Below are 17529 nucleotides of genomic sequence, written 5' to 3'. Positions count from 1 at the left end.
TGACGCCTGCGTTAGTATTTATTTAACATTTATACTAATATATATAACTTTATTACTGTTAAAATTTTCTGTAAATTAAAGTTAAAAAATAAGGTAATTTTATGCTAAATATTAATAATACAGTTAATTATAAAATTAATGTTAAACGAAAGGAAAAAAAATACAGCTGGTCTACTGTATTTGCTTGGTTGTACTTAAAAACAATTGGACGAATACTACCAAAGAAATGGAACAAATGGGCAGAAAATATTCTATATTACGATAAAGCTACTGGAAGTAATGAAATTCGGACTGATGATCCTGAAATAACAGATGAAAGTGCTCAAATTGAACCTGAGATTGCAGAAAAAGGGAGTCAAAGTGAAGTAATAAGTAAGGATGAAACTACATTTCAAGATACAACAATGCAGACCGAATACATTGAAACAACGGATAAAAATATTGAAGCTGATTTAGAATCTGAAGTTGCAGAAAAAGGGAGCCAGAGTGAAGTAATAAGCGAGAATGGAGAGGTTCAAGAAGATGAAGAATATTTAGAGAATTTTACAGTGTTGTCAGAAAGTGATAGTACTGTAGAAAAAATAGATAGCATTTTATTGGAGGTAGGTAAAATTGGAAAAGAACATGAGCACCTTGGCGCTGATCTAAAGAAGCTTATGGATAAGTTCGGAGCACAGGGCATAAATAGTACACATGATCAGTTAATAAGTACCATTAAAGATGGATATAAGGGAATTCTTAATGAACAAAATTTGGTTGCTCAGGAAAGTGAAGTTCTTAAAGAGAAGGTACAAGAATTTATTGATATTTTAACAAATTCAGAATCTGTACTGGGTAGTACTTTTAGTGTATTATTTCAGGAAAAGGAAGAAGAAATTAGCAAGCTAGCAGGTGAATTAAAGCAAGCTCAAGAAAAAAATGCAGAATTAGAAGGCAAAGTTGGGAATTTAGATCATGAAATAGGAAGGCAGAAATCAGATATAGACAGATTGAATGATCAATTAGCTGGAATGGAGGAATTGAGAATACAATTGAAAAGCACTCAGGAATCTAAGCAACAATTAGAGAAAGAAAAGATTGATTTAGAAGATAAATTGAAAGATTTAAATAGTCAATTAAGAACTGCAGTAAAAGAGAGAGAAGACTCAAAAAATGAGGTTTCTAAATTACAAAAACAGGTGCAGATCTTAGAAGGAAGTAAAGAATGGGAGTTAGCTGGAATAGATGATAGCTTAAAGAAAGTTTTTTTGGATGTGATAGGAATGTTAGAAAAAGAGCTATTAATAAATAATCGAGAGCAACGACTACAGGGAAAAGAAGTTGACTTAGAAGATAAATTAAAAATTTTAGTCAGTCAGCTAAATGCTACTGAAGAAGAAAAGCAGATCTTAGAAGGGAATAAAGCTGAAGAAATAGAAAGACTAAAGGCAGAATTAAAGAAAGAATCAGATGAAGCGTTACAAGAAAAGCTTGCAGAACAAGAGAAGTTGATTGAGCAGCTAAAAAAGGAACAGAAGCAAGTAGAAAGCCAATTGGAAGCTGATATTAAGAGACTACAGGAAGAAAAAAGGGATCAGTTAACTGAAATAGATAGCTTAAAGGGAAATTTGTCAATTGTGGAAGAACAGTTAAAGCAACAACTACTGTTAAATAATCAAGAACAACAAAAGTTGGAAGAAAAGTTAAAGGATGTTGATAAAAGATTAGAAGATATTGATGAAAAAACTAAAAAATCACAAGAACAAACAAAAGCTCACAAGCCAGATGCAGTGAGTTTGGTAAGCACAGTATCTACTGGAAAATCAACTACTAGCTCTAGTAGATCAACCCTTTCAAAATTGCAGAACTTGCCCAATAAGCTTTTTGGGGATAAGAATCTCAATAACTTTTTATCTAGGAAAAACGAGGAGTTAAAAAAAGGTTTTCCTGAATTTAAAGAAAAGCACTTTTGCCATAACGTGCTTGATGAAACCATAAAATCTCTATCAAATAAAAATAGTGGAAAATTTGAAAGTAAAGAATTACTTAAATTATTAGAAAGTAATTTAAAACAATCCGCAAGGGAGATCATAGAAGCCAAGGTTAAAGAAGTTGTCAACAAACATTGTAACATTGGAGAAAATGTAGGTAAAGAACTACGAGATGGCACGTTAAAAGCCAAGTTGTCACCTTCTGTTAGAAAATGCGTAAAAAAATTAGAATTTAACAAACAAGAAGGGGTAAATAAGATTGTAGACTCTATCTTGCACAGCTTTAATAGCAAGAATAATAATAATAACGACTCAGTAGAATTACTTAAAGAAATTGTTGTGAAAGAGCTAGTAGAAGCTAGAATGAGATTTTTTTTAGATAAGATTCAAGAGTTACAACTGACATCAAGCATAAGAGATAAATTTTTATCTACAGATCAGGGAATGTGTAATCAAACTCAAGGAGGAGTAAACGAATACCAATTAACAGAAAAAGCTAAAAAAGAATACACACCTAATTCCTCGATGAGTCACACTAATACTGTAAGCATACATTCATTGAACAGTCGGAAAGCAAGTTAGAGTAGGCTCTTAACATAAAGCACCAGCTCCTCTTTTGTTAAAGTGTAGGAGCTGTCTTCCCAATGTTGTTTTAGCAACTCCAAGCTCCTACCTAAACTTTTTCCTGGCTGGTGACCTATACTTATTAAATCATCGCCAGATAAAGGAAATTTTGGAATATTGAATGTGTTAGCAAATGAAATGTATTTATCAACATTTTCTCCAGACTCAACACCACAAATTTTTGCTAAATCACAATATAATTCTCTACCAAATAAAGATATGTATTTTTTTTGCTCTTTTTCTGAGAGTTCTGTTTTGATATCGTTGGATAGTAAAAATAGCAGCTTTTTCTTTTGCTTGTTCGAAAGACGTAAAAATTTGCTTACATATTCTCCAAGACTTAGCCTGTCATTTTTGGTGGTCCTAAGGAGTAACGCTAATTTTACTAGTGCATCAGTGCCCAAAAGAAGTGACGAAGACAGAATTTCGCATTTGACTTCTTTTGGAATAATTTTTTGTAACACATCAGATTCTTGCATGCTCTTAAGTGTTGGAAAAGGATCATTGCATTCCAGCAATTTAAGTATTTCATCTCTTATTCTCTCTCCAGAGAGGTTTTGGATCATATGCGAATGCTTTTTGCATACGCTTAGTATTTCATCACTCAAATCTCCGACACATATTTTTGCATGAAAACGAAATGCTCTTAAAATACGTAGATAGTCTTCTTTAATTCTATCTTCAGCGTTGCCTATAAAGTTTAACCTTCGCGCCTTTAAATCCTCGATACCACCAAAGTAATCATATATATGGCCATGCTTATCTGCATATAGAGCGTTAAATGTAAAGTCGCGCCTTGAAGCATCCGCTTGCCAATTATTAGTAAATTCTACTTTTGCATGCCTGCCATCACATTTCACATCATGCCTTAGTGTTGTGATCTCAAAAGATCTTTGATTTAGAACCGCAGTTATAGTCCCATGTTTTAAGCCAGTTGGAATAGTTTTTATATTACGGAGTTTTAGCGCTTTCATCACCTGATCAGGAAGCAAATTGGTAGCGAGATCAATATCATGGACATCACGCTGCAAAATTGAGTCTCTCACACACCCGCCGACAAGCCTAGCCTCACCACCAAATTCCTCTATGGCATCAATAATTAAACTAGTTTCATGGTCAACTTGCATTTAGGTTAGTACGTACTGCAAGTTCATATTATATGAAATGCTTGCAAAAAGCCCCATATAAAAATATATAGGGCTATAAAGATTTTACAGGTGTGGTTGTTGATGAAATGCTTTTTCTATTCTTGGTTCCTCCATACCACATCTTGGTAAATTTGAAGGGTTTTGCTTCTCAGAGCGCTCTATGCGCTGCTTTATATCACTAACGCACTGCTCTACAACATCATAAATTTTTCCATTAGCATTTTCTGCCAATAACTCATCAAATCTCTTCTCAACCTCTGCTCTCTCAGAGATATCCTTTGAAAGGTTACAGTACTCTAAGATCTCGTCTACCTGAAGTTTTTTTGCTAATAGGAAATCTTCTTGTTCTTGCTCTTGTTTAAGTTTAGCTTCCTCTTGTAATTGTTTTGCTAAACTTTTATTTCTATCAAGCAACGGTTCGAAATGCAATCCGCCTTTGTTTATTACATGCACAATACTACTATCATCATAATCAACTTTATTGTATTCACCTGCATTTTTTGAACCTGAATTGTCTATTAATTGATGCAAAAACCGATCTTGTTGGATGTCAATAGCACGCAATGGGTTACTCTCTACAACATGCAATTTCACACCATACTTTTCACAAAGTATTCTGCCTTCAATGTCAGAATCACCCCATCTACTGTTGTTCATGATATTTGCTGTATAATCACTTACAGTCTCATTACGGCGCTGGCCATTGTTATCATAACTATTGGCAATTGCATCTATAAACCATTCTGGCGGATTCTTTTGCGCAAATTCCCTACAATCATTTCTTAATTTTTCGACAGTAACTTGCTCTCCTGTCTGTTGTTCTAGACTTTGTCTGAACGAGTCAAAAAAGCAGCTTCCATTACCAATTGCTTGCCCTACATAAAAATTGTCAGGGTAAGAATTACTATTTAAAGAAGTTACTTCACTTTCAACATTGTAAAAATCACTTAGTAGCTTCTGCTTCTGAGCTGTAGTCATGGTTTTACCTCAATTTAATATATATTACTATACCAACAAAATTGTAACTAATTAAGTATAGCAAAAATTCTTAAATTATGCAATAATTATGGCTTTAAATAGCAAATATGAGCTTTAACTGTGGTATAGTTGGGTTACCAAACATAGGAAAATCAACCTTATTTAATGCTCTTACAGAGTCAAGTGCAGCCGAAGCTGCAAATTATCCTTTCTGCACAATCGAGCCAAATATAGGCAAGATTTCGATAAAAGATCAGCGCTTGAAACAAATCGCAGCAATTGCCGGTTCAGAGAAGGTAATCTACAACCAATTAGAAGTTGTAGATATTGCAGGTCTGGTAAAGGGTGCGAGCAAAGGTGAAGGGCTCGGCAATAAATTTTTAAGCCATATCAGAGAAGTTGATGCCATCGTTCATCTGCTCAGGTGCTTTACGGATGACGATATTAGCCACGTACACAGTAAAATAGATCCAATATCAGATGCTGAAGTGGTAGAAATGGAATTAATCCTAGCTGATATTGATAGCATAGAAAAAAGGCTTCCTCAATTGGAAAAGAAAGCAAAGCAAGGTGATAAAGAGCTAAAGAGACAACTTGAATTAATGCAAGAGGTATTAGCTACTTTAAAATTAGGTAAACCTGCAAGAAGCTTGGAGAATATCGATGGAGATGAGATGAAGTCGCTTCAATTGCTCACAACAAAGCCCGTTATGTACGTTTGCAATGTTGAAGATACAAATGTTATAACTGGCAATGAATTATCTAAAAAGGTAGAGAGAATGGCGGAGGAAAATAAAAGCAAATTTTATTGCATTTCAGCAAAACTTGAAGCAGATATTGCAAATCTTGATAGTGAAGAGGAAAAACAGAGTTTTTTATCAGAATTTGGCTTACAAGAATCAGGCCTTGATGGAGTAGCGCGTATTATGTATGAAGTGCTGAGTATGATAACTTTCTTTACTGTGGGCCCCAAAGAAGCACGGGCATGGCCAGTAAAAATAGGATCAACAGCTGACAAAGCTGCAGGTGCAATCCACACTGATTTTGAGAAAGGCTTCATAAAAGCAGAAACTATAAGCTTTGCAGACTACATAAAGTATGGAAGTGAACCGGCTTGTAAAGACGCAGGAAAAATTCGCTTTGAAGGCAGAGATTATATCGTACAAGATGGTGATATAATGCACTTTAGGTTTAATGTGTAGCTTTCTGGGGAGAAGAAACTCTCCTTCTACAGTGTATCCGTTTAGGGGAGAGGTTTAAGAAACAATTGACCTTACCCAGAAGGTATGAATTAGGTATTGCTTGGTTGGAAGCAAGAGAAGATAATCACTTCTCAGAGTGGATAGGTGGCAGGTTGGCACTTTTTCTGAGTGTTCTTGTATAAAGTATATGAAAGAAGACCTCGTTACTCAGATTCTGCCACCGGTGAGGCTCACAAAATGTGATGACCTCGTATAGGAGTTTGGACCAACCAGTACTCTGATATATTGAAATGTGCAATTGGAGGAAAAATATGCGTCACATAGGCATTATACCAATAGTTTTACTGTTTGTTACTTGCAAGAAGGAAAATCGGAGTATATTCAAACGTTTCGCTTAAAAGACTTAAATAATTTTATCAGAAATCTTCAAGAAACAGATGAAATAGCTAACAGGCAATAGCTGTTTTTTTTATGACGCAGTGTCACCTTATGTTAAGCGCGTGGTCTCCTGGACAGTTTGAAGTTGTTCGTCGCTCTGTGAACAAAACGGACAAGCACGATGCGCGAGCTATTGCTTTTTTTCTAAGCAAAGGTATGTTGCCTGAAGCAAAGCAAACAATGCAAGCAGTTAGCTTCTCTTCTTCAAACAAGAGACCAGTTACGGGTATCTTTAATCAATAAAATGCATGGTCTTTTTAATTACCATGGGATAAAAATTAAAAAGGAAGCACTTACAACTAAGGTGGGTGCTATTGGAAAGTATACTTGGGATCCTTTAGAAAAGGTTGAAATTGAAGTAATTAGCTATCATTTGGAAGCTATTCGGGAAAGTCTTAAAAAACTTGAGAAGGAAATTATAGCTTTTGCCGAACAGCTTCCTGAACCTTATCAGCATAAAAGGAATTGGCCCAATTTCTGCAGCTATTTTTATTGCAACAATTGGAGACATTAATGATTTTCATAGGCCTGAGAAACTTACTGCATATTTTGGAATTGTGCCACAAATCTAATCAACAGTGCACGATCGGAACAAACGTGATATTCTTTAGTGCAGTGTACTTGGGTTGCTATACGCTTATCTGAACAGCTTATGTAAAAAAAAAGCGTGGTTCTACTAAGGCTATTATTGCTACTGCCAGGAAATTTCTTACAACTATTTTCTATACTCTTAAAAATGACTGGGTTTTTAAAGATTTCACAAAATTTGAATTTTTTATTGGACAACAATCATAGGAGAAAAAGTGAAGAGAAAGAAAAGATACCGTCTTGTTAGTCAACAAAAAAGTCATAAAAATTCTCCAAATTGCATAATAAAATCAAAAAATACTTCCAACTGTGTAGCAGTATACAGATTATAGTTAGTGGATATGTTGATAAGTAAATTAGTTACATATAAAACAGCAGAAATTTACTTATCAACATATCCACTAACCAACAACATTCAATAAATTTGTGTAAGATGCCATTTTACATAAGATGAATTAGAAGCATTTTTTGATTTTAAAGTACTAAACCTTCAGTTAACCTTTTAGCCCTATAGTTCTTGATATGATCTGGATCAAAGGCCTTTTTTGAACTTAAAACACCAAAAACTATATGAAGTAACTTACGCATTGCAGCACCAACTATGGCCATAGCATGCTTGCCTTTCTCTTTTAATCTTTCGCAAGAAGCCATAATGATAGGATTATGCTTTTTAGCTGCTATAGCAGGAAAGTACATTGCCTTACGTAATGTTCGTGAACCGGTTTTACTTAATCTGGGCTTGGCATGTACGGATGAGCCTGATGTTATATTTTGTGGTATAGTTCCAGCATATGCTGCCAATTGCCTAGCATTTATAAAGGCTTTTATACCAGGAATTTCAGCTAAAATAGCTATTGCTGTTTCCTCTCCTATTCCTGGAATAGTTAATAGGAGTTGAAAATCTTCCAACAATTCTTTGTGTTGTTTTAATAGTTCGCGTATGGAGTTTTTTATTGTTTCTATTTTTTGCTCTATGTTCATTGCAAGGTCTTCCCAAGCATTTGCAACTTCTTTAGGCAGTCTCTCTTTCTTTTCTAAATGATTATTTGCTAATGTTAACTCATCCTTTAACGCATTTGAGCAACGATAAAGATGTTTTAATTTTTTCTTTTCAGGAGAAGGTGGTATCCAACGAGAAGGTTCCTGTCTTTGACAATAATCTGCAATAATCTCTGCATCAGTCTGGTCATTCTTTTGTCGTGTAAGCTTACTTTTTGCATAAAATCTTATGCAAGCTGGGTTTACAACACTAACGAAATATCCAGCGTTGTGGAGGAACTCAGCCAAAGCTTCGCTATAACAACCAGTGGATTCCATGCAAGCTTTTACTTCTTCTACGTTATGTTTTTGTAGAAAGTTCAGTAGACCTTGAAACCCAGTATCATCATTTTTAAATTTCCTTTTCCTAGTTTCACGCTTTCCTTTTTTACTTATGAATGAGAGAGAAACATCAAAGCGTTCTTTTGAAACATCTATACCTAAAAAGTTGTTGATCATATATAACTCCATATACTACTATTAAAAATGAAAAGTAAGGCTTACCTTGTGAATACAGAATTAGAACCATTTAGGCCTTTCTACGATACCGTCCAGCCTCTACTTTTGAGAAGGGAACTCTTTTCTTTTCTACAGATTTTATATCTAAGGAATCTTCCAGAGTTCTTCCCTTCTCCACCTAATGCTTAAGCTTAAAAACACTAGATGCTTTTTTCAAGATACAAGGCGTTTTTTTATAATAAAAATGTTTTTTCAAAAGGAGTAGTAATAACAAAAAGAAGAGAATATACAGTTGAGTTTAAATTAGAAGCTGTGTATAAACAGCATAAGCATTCTGCTATTAATTATTGCATTCCTGAGCAATTTGATTCATTATTCTTTTTGTAAAAAATTTTCTTAACTTTCTCTCTACTTTTTCTGGGTAAGGTCACTTTAAAGGAAGTCTAATAGATGCTACATAGAAATCCAGATGAGTTCCTAAAGTCTATTCCAAAAGATAAGCGCATAATGTGCCTTGACATGGGAGAAAAGCAACTAGGCATAGCATTTAGCGATAAAACACAGCTTATAGCCACAGCTCATAGTGTATATTATAGGAAAAATATGAACAAAGATTTAGGTTATCTGCATAGAATATTTAAAGAAAATGAAGCTGGATCAATGGTAATAGGACTACCATTCAAAATGGACGAGCAAGAAACTAAATGGTGTAAAACCATAATCCAATTCGCAAATAAAATAATAAAAAAATATAAAGTAAATATATACTTACAAGACGAAAGCTTCTCAACATCTATCGCAACTCATACACTAAAAATCACTGGAATATCAATCACAAAATCGAAAAAAATAGATGATAAAATCTCCGCATGTATTATTTTGCAACGAACGTTAGACAAGATAAATACAATCAAATAGTTTTTTCAGATCTGGAAATCTTCAAACTGAATCTCATATAAAAGTTACTCAACAAAACAAGAACCTTTCGTATAAGCATGACAAATTGCTACAGCAAGAGCATCAGCAGCATGGTGACATTTTATACTCAAATTTTTAACTATTTGCTTCACCATAAATATAATCTGATCCTTATCAGCATGGCCATTTCCGGTAATGCTTTTTTTTACATAGTTTGCATCATATTCATTCATAGTTAGCTTTGTTATTTTTAACGCTAAAATTACAACCCCTCTTGCATATCCTAAAGTTAGTGAAGATTTAGGATTTTTATTAACAAAAATTTTTTCTACTGCAGCTTCATTCGGAGAATATTGAAATATTACTTTCTTTAATTGTTCAAAAATTATATGTAAGCGTTCACCTGTACCCAATTTACCATCAGTTGATATGGTACCGCCGCCCAAAAATTCAATATTATTTTTCTCGTTCAGGCTGATAATAGCCCAACCAGTCTTGCTTATCCCTGGATCTAGACCTATTATTTTAACCACTTAATAAACGCTTAACCAATAAATAAATAAAAATAAAAATATCCAGACTACATCTACAAAGTGCCAATACCAGGAGGCAAACTCAAAGCACAAATGGTCCTGAAGTGTAAATTGGCCTTTCCGTGCTCTAAATAAACACACTGATAAAAATATTATTCCTATTATAACGTGTGCGCAGTGAAAACCGGTAATCATATAAAAATTGGATGTATAAATAAGCTTTTCTCCTGTTTCTTGTAGAGAAAAACTCGCTTCATGATACTCTATTGCTTGCACTATTATAAAAAAAACCCCAAGCAATATAGTTATGGACAGCATTTTAATCATGCTCTTTTTATCATTTTCAAGTAAAGAGTGATTTGCCCAAGTAATTGTTGTACCAGAAAGCAATAATATTAATGTATTCATGAATGGTAGTGACCACGGATCAGGTGGCAAAATTCCCTCAGGGGGCCATTCAACTTTTTTTGCAGGAGAAAACGCCTCAAATAAAAAAACTGGATCAAGCCAGGCTTTAAAGAATGAACAAAAGAACACTATAAAAAATACGACCTCCGAGAGAATAAATAAGTACATTGCAAATTTGAGTCCATGTTTTACAATGGTAGTATGACATTTATCATAAATGGCCTCCCTTATTACATCTCTCCACCAGTAGAACAGCACCCCTGATACCGCGAAGATGCCTAAAGCTAAACCAAACATTCCGAAAATTTGTTTATGAAGCGCGCCAACTAATCCAAGTGCAAGAATAAGAATTGCTGCTGATATAGCAATTGGCCAAGGACTTGGGTCCACTAAATGAAAATCATGTTCTTTACTTTTCATAGCATTTAAAAAAATACTTACTAAGGATACAAATTAGCTTAAAATTGTCAATGTTCCTTAGGAAATTGATTGAATCTTGAAAAATTATATGCACCGTTCAAAAAATCTAACACAAATTGTGCAGTTATTCTAAACAACTCAAGCATTTTGCTCTTTTCATTTTCTCTTGCTCTGCTGCAATATCCATCAATAATATTTTCCAAAATAATGCATCCAGACTTTACTGAATCACTGTAACAAAAATTAAACCAATCCCTATATCTATTATTTTTTTTGAATCTATTTTTCATGCTATCAACGACAGTCTTGTATATAAACATGCAAGAATACAAAACCGTCATAGCCTCATAGGTATTACTATACGAGATGGATAAAAGAAAATTAGTGAAATTAAAACACTCAAGAGATTTCTTTCCACGACTTATACCGTACATAGTAAAGTAGTAGTTATATAGCACTCTATTAACAGTCACTGCTCTTTGGGCTACTTCAGTAAGCGAGATAATACTACTATAATCTTCCATTCTGGATGCAGTAATTAAGGTGGTACGAATATAATCATCTAAGAACAACGTCTTTTGTTGAGCATAGAATTTGAAGTTCTCTATATTTAGGGTGTTATTCGCCAACTTAACATTAAAAGGATGCTCAATTATATCCTTTAAAAGATTTGACCCGTAACAGCTCCTAATTATGCCACTGAACACTGTAGTTACCGATAAAGATCAAGTCAACGTAAATAATCCGCTGCTAATATTCTTTGCTAGATATATTAGAGTAATACACCTCATCCCAGAATATTACCTCAAGTTCTAATCCGTTACGAAAAAACTCGAGCATCTTTTTCTTCTCCTTATTACTAGATTCTCTATACAGCTTATTCACAATCTCAGTTATAGCATCAGCTGTGTTATCCACTATATTAGTATTATAGAGATTAATCCATTTTTTATACTTATTGCTTGAAGGAATGCTATCTTTTACCGTATGTTGAAAGGTGATCTGACACATACCAAAACATGGATAAGAAGCTGCTAAGCTTTCAGCTACTGAATTATGGTATGCAGCACGCATGAAGAAATCAATGAGGGCAGAACTAGATTTCGATCTTTTGTGGCTATCGGATGAGTTACATTCTGTAAACTGCTCCTCACATAGACTTCGCATACTGAATATTTTACGAGCTATAAAGGTTAATTTATCCATTGTTTCAATATCATTAGCTCTAGATGCAATAATTAAAAAAGCACGAGTGCAATCCACTAAGCATAAAAAAGTCTGTTGAACGTAGAACTTGAACTTCTTATAACTTAATTTGCCATTCATCAATTCAACATAAAAAGGATGTTCTTCTATTCTATCAATAAGATCAGATGATTCTTTTATAGCTATGCTACAAAATTCTTCTTTTATGTCATTATACATTGCATGAGCCTCACAATAAAAACTGAATATAATAATTATCACTAATATAGTATAATTATTATGAAAAAGCAATTATACTTTAACAATAAGCTAATATATAAATGTGGGGCTGTAAATCAAAAATTTCAGCAACCTAAAGAAATTTTACTATTACCTTCTATATTGAATTCTCTACAAAGATCAGCAGACAAGTTCATGCTTTCCCAAGAAAATCCACCGTCATTTTCTGACTCTTTACCAAAATGTCCATAACAGGCTGTACGTTTATATATAGGATGATTAAGCGATAAATGCTTGATTATACCTTTTGTTGATAAATCCACACTATTCTCAATAAACTTTTTAATCTTTTTTTCATCTATCGTATTTGTACTAAATGTGTCAATATAGAATGAAGTAGGTTGTGATATACCAATTGCATAAGAAAGCTGCACAAGACAACGTTTAGCCAAACCTGCAAAGACAATATTTTTAGCAAGGTATCTTGCCATATAAGCTGCAGATCTATCAACTTTGGTTGCATCTTTTCCGGAAAACGCTCCTCCACCGTGTGGAATATAACCTCCATAAGTATCAACCATAATTTTCCGTCCGGTTAATCCACAATCACCAACCGGCCCACCAATAACAAATCTACCTGTTGGATTGACTAAGAGATTTTCCTCATGACACATCCATCCTTCAGGTAAAGATGAAACTATGTAAGGGTAAATTATTTCTTTTACTTTTGATTGATCCAAATCCTCAGGGTGCTGTATTGAGACAATAATACTTTCAGCACGTACCGGGAGGTTATTCTCATATGCCAAAGTGATTTGTGACTTTGCATCCGGACCAAGTTTTGCTTCTTTAACTGCGCTCATGATATTTTTCAGAATCGAGTGCGCATAAAAAATGGGAGCCGGCATAAGGTTTTCTGTCTCTGTTGTTGCATAGCCATACATTATGCCCTGATCTCCAGCACCTTGATCCAACCCTATTGCAATGTCATTTGATTGCTCATGTAATAATATATTTACCTTCACTTTTCTCCAGTGGAAACCATCATGCTCATAACCAATATCTTTTATTGTATTCCGTACAATACTTTCAATCCTGCTATTTTTGATGTTAGGTCCGAATACTTCCCCAGCTATAATAACGTTATCTTTGGTGACTAAAGTCTCTATTGCAGCTCGCGCAAAAGGATCAGTGAAAAGGTATTCATCAAGTATTGCATCTGAAATTTGATCTGCTACTTTATCTGGATGACCAGCCGCCACTGATTCACTGGTTACTAAATTTTTATATGAACTCATGCTTTAGGTTTCTGCTTATATAATACCAAAACTGCTATAAAAAACACAGTTAGTAATTATTAAATGGTGGGTCTGGGAAGAGTTGAACCTCCGACCTCACGCTTATCAGGCGTGCGCTCTAACCACCTGAGCTACAGACCCATGATTTATTCAAGCTGAAGCTTTCATATTATCTGTAGGCAAGATATCAATAAAAGTCTTTTTATTTGCTGACCTTCTAAAGCTGACCCAGCCTTCTATTTTAGCAAAAATCGTATGATCTTTACCTATACCAACATTCTTTCCAGGATGGAATTTTGTGCCTCTTTGGCGCACAATTATGTTACCAGGAATAACCTTCCCATTCTTCTTTATTCCTAACCTACGACCTGCTGAATCTCTACCATTACAGGAACTACCACCTGATTTTTTAGTTGCCATATTTTACCTCTTACTTTTGAAGATTAATTTCATTGATACGAAGAACAGTTATATACTGCCTATGACCAGTTTTCCTACGGTAATTTTTTCTTCTTTTCTTCTTAAAGATTATAATTTTTTCTCCTCTGCACTGCTCCAATACTTCAGCTTTAACAGTAGCATTAGATGAATAAGATAAGCCATTATTTGAAATACAAATCACCTTATTGATTTCCACCTCTTTTTTTTCTTCAGCTTCTAACTTCTCTACCTTTATTATACTGCCTTCTTTTACTAAATATTGCTTTCCACCAGTCTCAATTACTGCAAACATGATAAATATAAATTATTGTTATTAATTTTAATCGTAAACGATGTCATATATACTGTCAATATAAATAAAAAACACGACTTAACGTTCTTTTTGAGCTACTTAAATACTTCTATCTTTTTTCACCTTGTTATCTGCTTTTTCTCAGACAGTAATTAATTCTCAAAAAATCTTATTGTCTACAAAAGCAAAACTTGGTCATTTTTAATCCCCCTCACTTTGCTTTTATAGCAGGTCTCTAATTAAAACTCCATAATATGGCTTATTAATTATCTAGCAAAAATTCAGCTTCAATTTGAAAAAAGTACAACCTGTTGCTATTCAGTTGGGGTTTTATAAGTTATAATTTATTCCAAGCTCAAATCCATGATTATAATCTTCAAATGCTTTCAATAGACGGTAACCAGCAAAAACACTTGTCCTTGAAGAAAGCGGAAAATCAAGACCAGAGCTTATTTTATATGAGAAACCAAACTTTGACTGTCCAACAAAATCGATAGCAGCACCTATACCAACATTAACATATAGAGCGATATCTGTGTTTGTAAACTCGTAGTGATAACGTAAATTTGCCAAAATTCCTCCTTGCAGTTTTCCTTTAAAAATACTTGCAACTGAAATAATAGGCTCAACTAAAATTTTTACGCTGTTTGTGTAGTGATAACCGACACTATAACTAAAATCGCCAGAACTGTATGACGAAGAAGTATAGATTCTATCTCTAATAAAATCAACTCCAAAACATGGTACTGACAAAGAAACAGCAGGCAATATAGCTACTAAAGTAAATAATTTTTTCATTTTTACCTCTAAATATCGGTACACGCATGTATACACATATAAACGTTAAAAATAGATAATTATAGTCAAATTACTTTATTTTTTTAATCACTTGCTTTTCTCTTGCTATTGCAAGGCTTTTTTCTGGTACATCCTCAACTATAACACTACCTGCTGCAATTACAGATTCATCATGAATATTAAGTGGCGCAATTAGTGAGCTATTGGCGCCAACAAAGCAATTGCTCCCTATATTCGTTTCATGTTTATCTTTCCCATCATAATTACAAACAATAGTGCCTGCTCCTATATTACTCCCCCGCCCTACTTTAGTATTTCCTATATAACTTAAGTGTTTTATTCTAGTGTTTTGACCAACTTTACTTGTTTTCACTTCCACAAAATTTCCTATTTTTGCCTTATTACCAATTGTTGTGTTTCCGCGTATTCTGGTAAATGGACCGACCTCAGCATTACTTTTAATTAAGCAGTTTTCTAAATGCGAAAATGGCAGTATTTTCGCACCAGACTCTATTTTCACTCCAGTACCGAAAAAAACATATGGGTGAATAACCGAATCTCTGGAAATTTGCGTATCAAGAGAAAAGAAAACAGTCTCTGGTGCAACAAGCGTTACCCCGAAGTCGGTAAAAACTTTTCTTTGATTTTCTTGAAAGTAAAACTCAGCTTTTGCAAGGTCATTTCTGTTATTTATTCCAATTGCTTCTTCTCCACCGGTAATAACGTAACCGACGTTCAAACCATGTTCCACCGCAATGGAGACTATATCGGTTAAGTAATACTCATGAATTGAGCTATTGCACTCTATTTTCTCCACCAATTCACGTAAATTCTTTGCATATGCAACCATTATTCCAGCATTGGCAAGAAACTCTTCATGATTATTTTTATCACTCTTTGCTTCTACGATCTCTATTAAAGAACCATCCTTGATAATCAACCTACCGTACTCTTTATTGCTGGTTTTAAAACCAAGACAAACTAGGGCTTTGCCCTCTTCTAAGCAACTAACCATTTTAGTTATTGTGCTGCTTTTTATGAGCGGAGTATCTCCATACTGCACAACGACTATGTTCGAATCTGGCAATTCTTTCAGGTTTCTCATCGCAGTTTTGACTGCATCTCCCGTACCGAGTGTTGATTCTTGTGTAATTAACTGTATATCCTCAAAGCACTTTAGTCTTTCAATTAAAGGCTGATCAAGTACAACAGCAATATTTTCAGGATTTAACTGTTTTGCATTGTAAATGACATGCTGGAGCATGGAAAAACTGCCTATTTTGTGTAGGACCTTAGGCAAATCTGAATTCATCCGCCTGCCATGCCCGGCAGCAAGTATAATGAACGTATGAGTTTTACTTATCACTTATCTTAAAGATGAAAAATGAAAACCATAATGATCAAGCCAGCTGATTTTGTTGTCATAAAAGCTCCTTAAGTCGCTAATTTGATATTTTAGCATTGCAAGCCTTTCTATACCAATGCCAAACGCAAAACCGCTGTATTTAGTGTGATCTATTCCAACATTTTGAAATACATTTGGATGCGTCATACCGCATCCCAGTACTTCTATCCATTTACTACCTTTATAACTTATGTCCACTTCTGCAGAAGGCTCGGTAAAAGGGAAAAAACTATTACGAAAACGTATCTTCAGCCCTTTATCTCCAAAAAACTTATTAAGGAAGTGATGAATAGTAAATTTTAACTGGCCCATATTGACGTTTTCATCGACATATAACCCTTCTATCTGGTGAAACATAGGAGTGTGAGTTGCATCAAAATCATTTCTGTATACCCTACCAGGGGCTACTATTTTAATAGGGAAATTTTTTGTTTTTTCCATGGTTCTAATCTGCACAGATGAGGTGTGAGTGCGCAGTACCATTCTTTTATCGTTTATTTTATTCTTTAAGTAGAAGGTATCTTGCTCCTCTCGTGCAGGATGATGACTTGGAGTATTCAGTGCATCAAATACATGAAATTCATCTTCAATGTCAGGGCCATCAACTGCTTTAAAACCCATATGTGCAAAAATAAGCTTTACTTCATTTATAACTTTACTGAGTGGATGGATCTTGCCAATTTTTTCTGGTCTAACGGGCAACGTAATATCAACTGCCTCGTTCTGCAATTTAAAGTTAACTTCTTCTGTTTTTAGTACATTTTCCCTATTCATGATAAGATGATCTATCTTATCACGTAAAGCGTTAATAACTGCGCCTAAATCACGCTTTTTCTCTGCATTTTCTATCTTTTTTAAGTTATCAAAATAAGCTCTAACTACACCCTTTTTTCCCAAATATAATAGCCTAACTTTTTCTAAATCTTGCAAAGAAGAAGCATTCTCAATTTCGGAAACTGCTTTATCTTCAAGTGAAAGTATGTCATCTAATAACTCTTTATTCATCTTAAAATGCTGGCTTAAACTTTCATTATAGTGAAATTTTAAATATCATCAACAATCCGAAAAATTGCCCTATTCTGATTATTAATTTATTGACCGATTAATCTTTTTTATTTACCTTTGTGTTGATGAATTTGCTGTATC

At 34.2% G+C, this 17529-nt stretch carries 16 protein-coding genes, 1 tRNA gene and 1 pseudogene; 4 read left to right on the top strand and 14 right to left on the bottom strand.

Annotated elements, in window-relative coordinates; all coding sequences use genetic code 11:
* Window positions 1-101 precede the first annotated feature (101 nt).
* Window positions 102-2552, top strand: coding sequence for a hypothetical protein (locus OPR43_RS04255; protein WP_265034328.1), 2451 nt, complete (start codon window positions 102-104; stop codon window positions 2550-2552).
* On the opposite strand, the gene OPR43_RS04250 is transcribed toward OPR43_RS04255, so the two are convergent.
* The gene (locus OPR43_RS04250; RefSeq protein WP_265034327.1) at window positions 2549-3721 is read right to left on the bottom strand and encodes a CCA tRNA nucleotidyltransferase; all 1173 of its coding nucleotides are present in this window, start codon (window positions 3719-3721) and stop codon (window positions 2549-2551) included. The two genes, OPR43_RS04255 and OPR43_RS04250, sit on opposite strands and share 4 nt — an antisense overlap.
* A gap of 84 nt (window positions 3722-3805) precedes the next feature.
* The gene (locus OPR43_RS04245) at window positions 3806-4720 is read right to left on the bottom strand and encodes an OTU domain-containing protein (RefSeq protein ID WP_265034326.1); all 915 of its coding nucleotides are present in this window, start codon (window positions 4718-4720) and stop codon (window positions 3806-3808) included.
* A 107-nt stretch (window positions 4721-4827) separates the two neighbouring features.
* Between OPR43_RS04245 and ychF the strand changes: the two genes are divergently transcribed.
* Both ychF and OPR43_RS04235 read left to right on the top strand, forming a co-directional pair.
* Window positions 4828-5922 carry a redox-regulated ATPase YchF gene (gene ychF / locus OPR43_RS04240; RefSeq protein WP_265034325.1) on the top strand — a complete coding sequence of 365 codons (1095 nt, stop codon included), beginning with the start codon at window positions 4828-4830 and terminating at the stop codon, window positions 5920-5922.
* Window positions 5923-6220: 298 nt separating this feature from the next.
* Window positions 6221-7155: pseudogene (locus tag OPR43_RS04235) on the top strand (transposase).
* 267 nt (window positions 7156-7422) lie between these two features.
* On the opposite strand, the gene OPR43_RS04230 reads toward OPR43_RS04235, so the two are convergent.
* Window positions 7423-8445, bottom strand: a complete 1023-nt coding sequence (locus OPR43_RS04230; RefSeq protein WP_265034324.1) for an IS110-like element ISWen2 family transposase — start codon at window positions 8443-8445, stop codon at window positions 7423-7425.
* Window positions 8446-8895: 450 nt separating this feature from the next.
* On the opposite strand from OPR43_RS04230, the gene ruvX reads away from it, so the two are divergent.
* On the top strand, window positions 8896-9363 hold the full coding sequence (ruvX, locus tag OPR43_RS04225; RefSeq protein WP_265034323.1) for a Holliday junction resolvase RuvX: 468 nt from the start codon (window positions 8896-8898) through the stop codon (window positions 9361-9363).
* A gap of 44 nt (window positions 9364-9407) precedes the next feature.
* Here the strand turns inward: ruvX and ruvC are convergent, their stop codons facing one another.
* The 11 genes from ruvC to pheS form a co-directional block, all read right to left on the bottom strand.
* Window positions 9408-9896 carry a crossover junction endodeoxyribonuclease RuvC gene (gene ruvC, locus OPR43_RS04220; RefSeq protein WP_253309367.1) on the bottom strand — a complete coding sequence of 163 codons (489 nt, stop codon included), beginning with the start codon at window positions 9894-9896 and terminating at the stop codon, window positions 9408-9410.
* Entirely contained in the window at window positions 9897-10724 is an 828-nt protein-coding gene (locus OPR43_RS04215; RefSeq protein ID WP_265025485.1) for a cytochrome c oxidase subunit 3, read from the bottom strand.
* A 47-nt stretch (window positions 10725-10771) separates the two neighbouring features.
* Entirely contained in the window at window positions 10772-11431 is a 660-nt protein-coding gene (locus OPR43_RS04210) for a TenA family protein (RefSeq protein WP_265034322.1), read from the bottom strand.
* A gap of 43 nt (window positions 11432-11474) precedes the next feature.
* Entirely contained in the window at window positions 11475-12149 is a 675-nt protein-coding gene (locus OPR43_RS04205) for a TenA family protein (RefSeq protein ID WP_265034321.1), read from the bottom strand.
* 125 nt (window positions 12150-12274) lie between these two features.
* On the bottom strand, window positions 12275-13447 hold the full coding sequence (metK, locus tag OPR43_RS04200; protein WP_265034320.1) for a methionine adenosyltransferase: 1173 nt from the start codon (window positions 13445-13447) through the stop codon (window positions 12275-12277).
* A gap of 64 nt (window positions 13448-13511) precedes the next feature.
* Window positions 13512-13588 (bottom strand) — tRNA-Ile (locus OPR43_RS04195).
* A gap of 9 nt (window positions 13589-13597) precedes the next feature.
* Entirely contained in the window at window positions 13598-13867 is a 270-nt protein-coding gene (rpmA, locus tag OPR43_RS04190; protein ID WP_010082252.1) for a 50S ribosomal protein L27, read from the bottom strand.
* A gap of 10 nt (window positions 13868-13877) precedes the next feature.
* Window positions 13878-14180, bottom strand: a complete 303-nt coding sequence (gene rplU / locus OPR43_RS04185) for a 50S ribosomal protein L21 (RefSeq protein ID WP_182366585.1) — start codon at window positions 14178-14180, stop codon at window positions 13878-13880.
* A 330-nt stretch (window positions 14181-14510) separates the two neighbouring features.
* Window positions 14511-14978, bottom strand: coding sequence for a P44/Msp2 family outer membrane protein (locus tag OPR43_RS04180; protein WP_265034319.1), 468 nt, complete (start codon window positions 14976-14978; stop codon window positions 14511-14513).
* Window positions 14979-15048: 70 nt separating this feature from the next.
* On the bottom strand, window positions 15049-16344 hold the full coding sequence (gene glmU / locus OPR43_RS04175) for a bifunctional UDP-N-acetylglucosamine diphosphorylase/glucosamine-1-phosphate N-acetyltransferase GlmU (RefSeq protein ID WP_265034318.1): 1296 nt from the start codon (window positions 16342-16344) through the stop codon (window positions 15049-15051).
* Complete coding sequence (gene pheS / locus OPR43_RS04170; protein ID WP_265034317.1) at window positions 16345-17388, bottom strand: phenylalanine--tRNA ligase subunit alpha; 1044 nt, start codon at window positions 17386-17388, stop codon at window positions 16345-16347.
* Between the last annotated feature and the right edge of the window lie 141 nt (window positions 17389-17529).

Source organism: Wolbachia endosymbiont (group A) of Apoderus coryli, assembly GCF_947251615.1.
GTDB lineage: Bacteria > Pseudomonadota > Alphaproteobacteria > Rickettsiales > Anaplasmataceae > Wolbachia.
The sequence above is the reverse complement of the archived record's forward strand: the minus strand, read 5'-3'. Positions and strand labels throughout refer to the sequence as shown.

What these genes read in the sequence shown, in the direction of transcription:
- OPR43_RS04255 (WP_265034328.1), top strand. Translation starts at nt 102, where the DNA reads ATGCTAAATATTAATAATACAGTTAATTATAAAATTAATGTTAAACGA.
- OPR43_RS04250 (WP_265034327.1), bottom strand. Translation starts at nt 3,721, where the DNA reads ATGCAAGTTGACCATGAAACTAGTTTAATTATTGATGCCATAGAGGAA.
- OPR43_RS04245 (WP_265034326.1), bottom strand. Translation starts at nt 4,720, where the DNA reads ATGACTACAGCTCAGAAGCAGAAGCTACTAAGTGATTTTTACAATGTT.
- ychF (WP_265034325.1), top strand. Translation starts at nt 4,828, where the DNA reads ATGAGCTTTAACTGTGGTATAGTTGGGTTACCAAACATAGGAAAATCA.
- OPR43_RS04230 (WP_265034324.1), bottom strand. Translation starts at nt 8,445, where the DNA reads ATGATCAACAACTTTTTAGGTATAGATGTTTCAAAAGAACGCTTTGAT.
- ruvX (WP_265034323.1), top strand. Translation starts at nt 8,896, where the DNA reads ATGCTACATAGAAATCCAGATGAGTTCCTAAAGTCTATTCCAAAAGAT.
- OPR43_RS04215 (WP_265025485.1), bottom strand. Translation starts at nt 10,724, where the DNA reads ATGAAAAGTAAAGAACATGATTTTCATTTAGTGGACCCAAGTCCTTGG.
- OPR43_RS04205 (WP_265034321.1), bottom strand. Translation starts at nt 12,149, where the DNA reads ATGTATAATGACATAAAAGAAGAATTTTGTAGCATAGCTATAAAAGAA.
- metK (WP_265034320.1), bottom strand. Translation starts at nt 13,447, where the DNA reads ATGAGTTCATATAAAAATTTAGTAACCAGTGAATCAGTGGCGGCTGGT.
- rpmA (WP_010082252.1), bottom strand. Translation starts at nt 13,867, where the DNA reads ATGGCAACTAAAAAATCAGGTGGTAGTTCCTGTAATGGTAGAGATTCA.
- rplU (WP_182366585.1), bottom strand. Translation starts at nt 14,180, where the DNA reads ATGTTTGCAGTAATTGAGACTGGTGGAAAGCAATATTTAGTAAAAGAA.
- OPR43_RS04180 (WP_265034319.1), bottom strand. Translation starts at nt 14,978, where the DNA reads ATGAAAAAATTATTTACTTTAGTAGCTATATTGCCTGCTGTTTCTTTG.
- pheS (WP_265034317.1), bottom strand. Translation starts at nt 17,388, where the DNA reads ATGAATAAAGAGTTATTAGATGACATACTTTCACTTGAAGATAAAGCA.